Origin of the sequence: Dialister sp., assembly GCF_051885895.1 — a bacterium.
In the GTDB taxonomy this organism is placed as follows: Bacteria; Bacillota; Negativicutes; order Veillonellales; family Dialisteraceae; genus Dialister.
This window is the reverse complement of sequence record NZ_JBJEXP010000091.1, coordinates 1-6,538: the sequence shown is the minus strand read 5'-3', so window position 1 is coordinate 6,538 and position 6,538 is coordinate 1. Positions and strand designations below refer to the sequence as shown.

The 6,538-nt window shown below is 48.0% G+C and carries 4 protein-coding genes; 3 read left to right on the top strand and 1 reads right to left on the bottom strand.

What is annotated here, in order from left to right; genetic code table 11:
- Positions 1-187: 187 nt before the first annotated feature.
- Positions 188-1,183 (bottom strand): LysR family transcriptional regulator, encoded by a 996-nt coding sequence (locus ACI4N7_RS07955; RefSeq protein WP_439732822.1) that lies wholly within the window; start codon positions 1,181-1,183, stop codon positions 188-190.
- Between the two features lie 308 nt (positions 1,184-1,491).
- Between ACI4N7_RS07955 and ACI4N7_RS07950 the strand changes: the two genes are divergently transcribed.
- The 3 genes from ACI4N7_RS07950 to ACI4N7_RS07940 form a co-directional block, all read left to right on the top strand.
- On the top strand, positions 1,492-3,039 hold the full coding sequence (locus ACI4N7_RS07950; protein ID WP_439732823.1) for a succinate CoA transferase: 1,548 nt from the start codon (positions 1,492-1,494) through the stop codon (positions 3,037-3,039).
- A 46-nt stretch (positions 3,040-3,085) separates the two neighbouring features.
- Positions 3,086-4,729 carry an acyl-CoA mutase large subunit family protein gene (locus ACI4N7_RS07945; RefSeq protein WP_439732821.1) on the top strand — a complete coding sequence of 548 codons (1,644 nt, stop codon included), beginning with the start codon at positions 3,086-3,088 and terminating at the stop codon, positions 4,727-4,729.
- A 466-nt stretch (positions 4,730-5,195) separates the two neighbouring features.
- A partial coding sequence (locus tag ACI4N7_RS07940) for an MmgE/PrpD family protein (RefSeq protein ID WP_439732820.1) occupies positions 5,196-6,538 on the top strand: 1,343 nt, incomplete at its 3' end.

Below are 6,538 nucleotides of genomic sequence, written 5' to 3'. Positions count from 1 at the left end.
GACAGCAGGCTGGTTAGACATTCGGACAGTATTTTTCCACGCCCCTGATGCCGGCGGAAATTTGTTAATGATATATAAAAGATGCGCTTTTAAAATGAAAGCGCATCTTTTTTATTGCTTTTAATATTATCCTTTTATGGAGAAGGCAGTGAGAAAGGAGCATTAGATGATCATTGCCTTTAGGCAGCTATTCCCTCTTTATTATCGACGCAGCCTCTTCTCTCATTAGTGAGTCGGCAGAAGACTTTGAAGGTGAGGATTCTCCTTCCCCGTTATTCATCACGTAGTCAAGAAAATGGAAGGCCAGGCGGGAGATTTTTTTACCCTTTACGGTATAGATGATACGGAAGTTGGAAATTAAACCGGCAGGGAGGAGAAAACCCAGAAGGCCCTGGGGACCGATGCCTTCATCGTCGATGGGGGCAATGACAGCGGCGCGGTTTTCCTTGGCCCATTGGAGGGCAGCGGTGACGGTGGTGCTGATGCAGAGCGGTGTTTTGGATATTCCCATTGCACTCAAAAATTTCAGGTCTACGTTTCGACAGCCTTTGGTGAGGCAGATAGGAAGGGTTTCCAGAATCTGGTGAATCATAGGCATGAGTCCGGTAACAAGGCGCTTTTCGTTGGAAATGATACGAAACCGCTTTAAAACTGAACTTTTTTCATTGACGTAGAGCACCATGCGGTCTTCCACGGTCAAGTGGATGGTAAATTTTTCCGGGTCAATGATGGGGGCATTGGCAATACCGATTTCCGCAATGCCGGAGAGAAGGTTTTCTGCCTGCTTTTCCGTGGAGGTTTCTATAAGTTCAAAGGAAATGTTCGGATTCTTGGTGCTGAATTCTGCCAGTGTGTTGGCGATGAGGGGATAAGCTACGGATGGCGAGGTGGTAAGACGAAGAATTCCACTGACGCCGGATTTGGCGGATTCGATTTCTTCGGTAAGCTGGTCTTCCATGGCCAGAATATTCTTGGCTTTGCTGTATACTATGCGGCCCACGGTGGTGAGCTCGATATGGCGCCGTCCCCGGGCTGTCTGTATAAGAGGAGTATTATATTTTTCCTGTAGGGTTTTCATATGCCTGGTTAGGGCAGGTTGAGCCATGTGAAGTTTTCTGGCGGCCTGCGAAAGATTTCCGGTTTCCACGATGGCAACAAAGGAGCGGTATAGTGATGTATCCATAATATGCCTCTAATATAGAAAATATGATATAAAATATAATTAAAATAAATATATTTCAAAAGAAAATATACAAGGTAAAGAATAGGGAATTTTCTTTACTCTGTTTTTAGCTGCCTGCAATTATCGAATAATTCAGAATATTTATACCATTTTAATAATGGATAGTCTTTTCTGATAAAAAAGGCTGTTTTTTAAAATATAACAGAATCATATATTTTTAGCAATATTTATTATTATATCATTTAATCAATTTTCGCTATACTCTGGATAGTTAAGAACGGATGCCGAATCATAAAAAGAATGGAGTGATGGATATGCTTGATGAATCAAGGCTAAGGAACAAAGCACTGTTTTCCAGAGTGGTCACGCCGGATGAAGCGGCGCTTCTCATTCAAAATCATGACAGAGTGGGGTTTAGCGGATTTACGCCGTCAGGATACCCGAAGAAGACATCCATGGCACTGGCGCAGCAGATCAAAAATGGGAGAAAGGTAAAGATTTCCATCTGGTCCGGCGCTTCAGTGGGACCGGAAATCGAAGAGTCTCTGGCGTCTGTTCATGGCGTAGAGCAGAGAGTGCCTTACTATTCTGCCGGCAATAAGAGCATGAAGGAAGAAATCAATGATGGAGAAATCAAATATATAGATCTTCATCTTTCCGAATTTGCCCAGCAGGTCAAGGCAGGGTTTTTCGGACCGGTGGATGTGGCGGTGGTGGAAGCCCTGGCCATTACCAAAGAAGGAAATCTCATCCTCGGTACCGGTGTGGGAAATACACCCACCTTTGTGCGGATGGCCAAAAGGGTCATTGTGGAAGTGAATAAGTGGATTCCGCTGGAACTGGAAGGAATTCATGATATTTATGAACCGAATCTTCCGCCCAACAGAAGGGAATTCCCTGTTTACCATCCCGGCGACCGTATCGGCACTACCTATGTGCCCTGTGGATTGGAAAAGATCGCGGCCATTGTAGAGTCCGATATTCCGGATCATGTAAGACCTCTGGGCATGCCTACTCTCACCACGCAGAAGATTGCAGACAATCTCATCGACTTTCTGGAGATGGAGCAGAAAAAGGGGCGTATGCCTTCACCGCTTCTCCCTATGCAGTCAGGCGTAGGCAAGATTGCCAATGCGGTGCTCATGGGTATGAGGAAATCCCGTTTCCAGCATCTGCAGCTCTATTCAGAAATTCTGCAGGATGCGGTGTTTGATCTTATCGAAGAGGGAAAGGTGGATATGGCATCAGGCTGTGCTTTTACTCCATCCCCCGGAGTGATGGAAATGTATCGAAAGAATCCGACGCTTTTCAACAGTCATCTGGTGCTTCGTCCTCTGGAGATTTCCAATAACCCCGGCGTGATCCGCCGTCTGGGGGTGATTTCCCTTAATGTTCCTGTGGAATTTGATATTTACGGACAGGCAAACAGCACCCATGTGATGGGGAGAAGGATGGTGAACGGCATCGGAGGCAGCGGCGATTACATGAGAAATGGCTATCTCACTATTTTTACAGCCGAATCCACTACAGCTCATGGCAATATTTCCCGTGTGATTCCCATGTGCTCCCATGTGGACCATACGGAGCACGATACTATGGTCTTCATTACTGAACAGGGCATAGCGGATCTCCGCGGTTTGGATCCTCGGGAAAGGGCAAGGGAAATCATTACCCACTGCGCCCATCCGGATTATCGTCCGCTTCTTATGGAGTACTTACTGAAGGCAGAGCAGTATGGCGGCCATATGCCGGTAGACCTGGAAGAAGCTTTCTCCATGCACCGCCGTTTTGAACAGACCGGATCCATGAAAAAGGAAGCCGGACCTTATCATGACAATACAAAAAAGACAGCCTGATAAAAACGGATATTTTAAAAATCAATATATAAAGGAGGAAATCATCATGAGCTCTTTAAATGAAATGCTTCAGAAGTATGAATTTGCTGTCAATAAGGCCGCTTCTCGTTTCCCGGAAAGAAAGGGCATCAAGGCGAAAAGGCTGTATACACCAAATGATCTGAAGGGCTGGGACTATGAAGAAAAGCTGGGAGTTCCGGGAAGCTATCCATACACCAGGGGCATCCAGCCTACCATGTACCGCGGACGCTACTGGACCATGCGCCAGTATTCCGGTATGGCAACCTCTGAGGAAACAAACCGTCTGTACAAATACCTGCTCTCCCAGGGGAATACGGGCCTTTCTATCGCTATGGACCTTCCTACCCAGATAGGGCTTGATTCCGATGATCCCAGGGCAACTGGTGAAGTGGGCAAGGTAGGGGTAGCCATCGACTCCCTGGCCGATATGGAAGCCATTTTTGACGGTATTCCCATGGATAAGATTTCCACATCCATGACCATTAATGCTCCGGCGGCCGTACTTCTGGCCATGTACGTGGCGGCAGCAGAAAAGAAAGGCATTCGCCCGGATAAACTGAAAGGTACTATCCAGAATGATATTCTGAAGGAATACATTGCCAGAGGCACCTACATTTTCCCACCCCGTTCATCGATGAGACTGGTTACCGACACATTTGCCTACTGCTCCAGAAACATTCCCCAATGGAATACCATCTCTGTAGGGGCTTACCATATCCGTGAAGCCGGTGCTTCCATGACACAGGAAATTGCTTTTGCTTTCTCTAACGCTATTGCCTATATAGAAGCAGCCATCCACGCAGGACAAAAGGTGGATGACTTCGCACCGCGAATTTCCTGGATTTTCACAGCAGGACTTGATTTCTTTCCTGAAATTGCCAAGTTCCGTGCAGCCAGAAGACTGTGGGCAAAGATCATGAAAGAGCGTTTCCATGCCACCAATCCAAAGGCTATGATGCTCCGTTTCCATGTCCATACAGCAGGCTCCGTCCTTACAGCCCAGCAGGATGACAATAATATTGTCCGCATTACCTGGCAGGCCCTATCGGCAATCCTGGGAGGCACCCAGTCTCTGGCACTCTGCGCCAAGAATGAAGCCCTGGCTCTTCCGACAAAGGAGGCAGCTACACTGGCTCTCCGTACCCAGCAGCTCCTGGCCTACGAAAGCGGTGCAGCGGATACGGTAGATCCGCTGGCAGGTTCCTATTATATTGAAAAACTGACGGATGACATTGAAGAAGAAGCTCTTGCATATATCCATAAGATCGACGCCATGGGCGGTGCGGTAGGCGCTATTGAAACAGGCTATATGCAGGATGAAATGGCTGCTCATGCCTATGAATACCAGAAGGAAATTGAAGAAGGCAGACGTACAGTGATTGGCGTCAATAAGTTCGTTACTGAAGAAGCACCATCCAACCAGGATATTCTCCGTGTAGACCCGGAAGTGGGTAAGCGTCAGTGCGCCCGGCTGCAGGCGATGAAGAAAAAGAGAGATGAAGCGAAGGTCGAAACTTCCCTGAAGGCGCTGAGGGCTGCCTGCACCAGTAATGCCAACCTTATGCCTTATATCATTGAAACGGTCAAGACTTATGCTACTCTGGGAGAAATCTGCAGCGTCATGAGAGACGTATTCGGTGAATATCAACCGGAACGGGTGGCAATCTAAGGCGGAAAATCTGGAAGCCAGATTCATGTACCGGCCGGACTGAAATGGGGACCGGATACGCCTGAAGCGTTGATCCGGAGCCGGCCGCTGCTGCGCAGTTCGCCTTCATCATTCATAGGGAAGGAGAAATGCATCAGCAGTGAAAGGAATGGGTACCAAGCGGTTACCGGTTTTTAGCACACCGGATTGGGATCCGGATTGGAACCGGGGCTGGAAAAAACTACCCCGCCAGCCCCTGGCTTTCTTCCTGAAATGAAAATAAACTCGCAAATATGGAAATGCCGGTTCCTTTACTGTTTGGCACCGGGAATGTTTTTCCTGCAGAGCCGATTCCTAAAGACTTGCAGGGGAAACTTCCAGGGATATCTTCAGATGACAAATAACAGTGAATGAACCGGCATTTCATTTGCCTGCTGTTTCTTTATATGTTTTTCCTGAAAGGAATTGAACTGAGGAAGGGATCGTTATGAATGAAACAAAAGCTCTTGCTGATTTTTTGTCTATTCTTACCTATCATGATCTTCCCCGGAGGGCAGTAACGGGAGTTAAGAAGGTGCTGCTGGACTGGCTGGGCCTTGCCATCGCCGGATCCACCGAGCTGCCGCCTTCGATTTTAAGAGAAGTGATCCTGGCAAATGACAACGGCGCGGAGGCTACCGTACTGGCGGACAACGGAAGGGGCGGGATAGGCATTCGAAAAAGTGCGTTAAACGCGGCGTTTCTGAATGGTGCCGCCTCACATGCGCAGGACTTTGATGATCTGCACAATGCCTCCATCATTCATCTGGCCTGTGTAGTGGTGCCGGCGGCCTTTGCACTGGGCGAATCAAAGTGTATTTCTGGAAAAGAGCTCATCACGGCCATTGCAGCAGGATATGAGCTGGGCGGTCGTGTGGGAGAATCCATACAGCCGGAGTCGTACTATTTCTGGCATACCACCGGTACGGTAGGGCATCTCTCGGCAGCATCCGCTGCATCTTCCGTTCTTCACCTGGACGGTCCCCATTTCCTCCATGCACTGGGAAGCGCCGGCACCCAGGCAGCGGGGCTATGGGATTTTGTAAAACAGGGAGCCATGAGTAAGCCTCTTCATGCGGGAAAAGCCTGTTATGGCGGCGTCCTTTCCGCTCTCATTGCACAGAAGGAATATACCGGTTCCACCACAATCCTGGAAGGAGAAAAGGGATTCTGCCGGTCCATGTCGCCTCATCCGAAATGGAAATTCCTGACGGATAATCTGGGCAGTGATTTCATTATCTGCCATAATTCTATTAAGCCCTATCCCTGCTGCAAGCATTCCCATGCGGCTGTTTACGGGATTAAGCAATTAATGAACGAAAAACAGATTCATGCCGAAGAGATTCGGGACATTACTATCTTAGTCAACGATATCACTAATTCTCTCATTAATAACGCCGAACCCTTGACACCCTACGGCTGCAAGTTTTCCATACAGTACTGTGCGGCATCCATGGCAGTGAGAGGAAAGGTAGCCATTTCTGATTTTCGGGAGCCTGCCATTTATGATGAAGCGGTGCGAAGCATGATGAAAAAGATCAGGGTCATTAACGATGGAGAAATGACAAAGATTTATGAAGCTCATCCGGATCAGCTGGCCTCTAAAGTTATCATTACCCTTACGAATGGAGAGAGCTGTTCCCTCTTCGTCCCCCATCCCAAGGGAGACCCTGAAAATGCCATGACCATGGAAGATATCGCAGCCAAGGGGCATGGCCTGGTGGATTCCATGATCGGGGAAAAGTCTTATGAAATGCTGAAGGACATTGTTCTCCATTTGGAAGATGTAAA

Excerpts from the sequence above, each read along its gene's own strand:
- ACI4N7_RS07945 (WP_439732821.1), top strand. The coding sequence starts at position 3,086 with ATGAGCTCTTTAAATGAAATGCTTCAGAAGTATGAATTTGCTGTCAAT.
- ACI4N7_RS07950 (WP_439732823.1), top strand. The coding sequence starts at position 1,492 with ATGGATATGCTTGATGAATCAAGGCTAAGGAACAAAGCACTGTTTTCC.
- ACI4N7_RS07955 (WP_439732822.1), bottom strand. The coding sequence starts at position 1,183 with ATGGATACATCACTATACCGCTCCTTTGTTGCCATCGTGGAAACCGGA.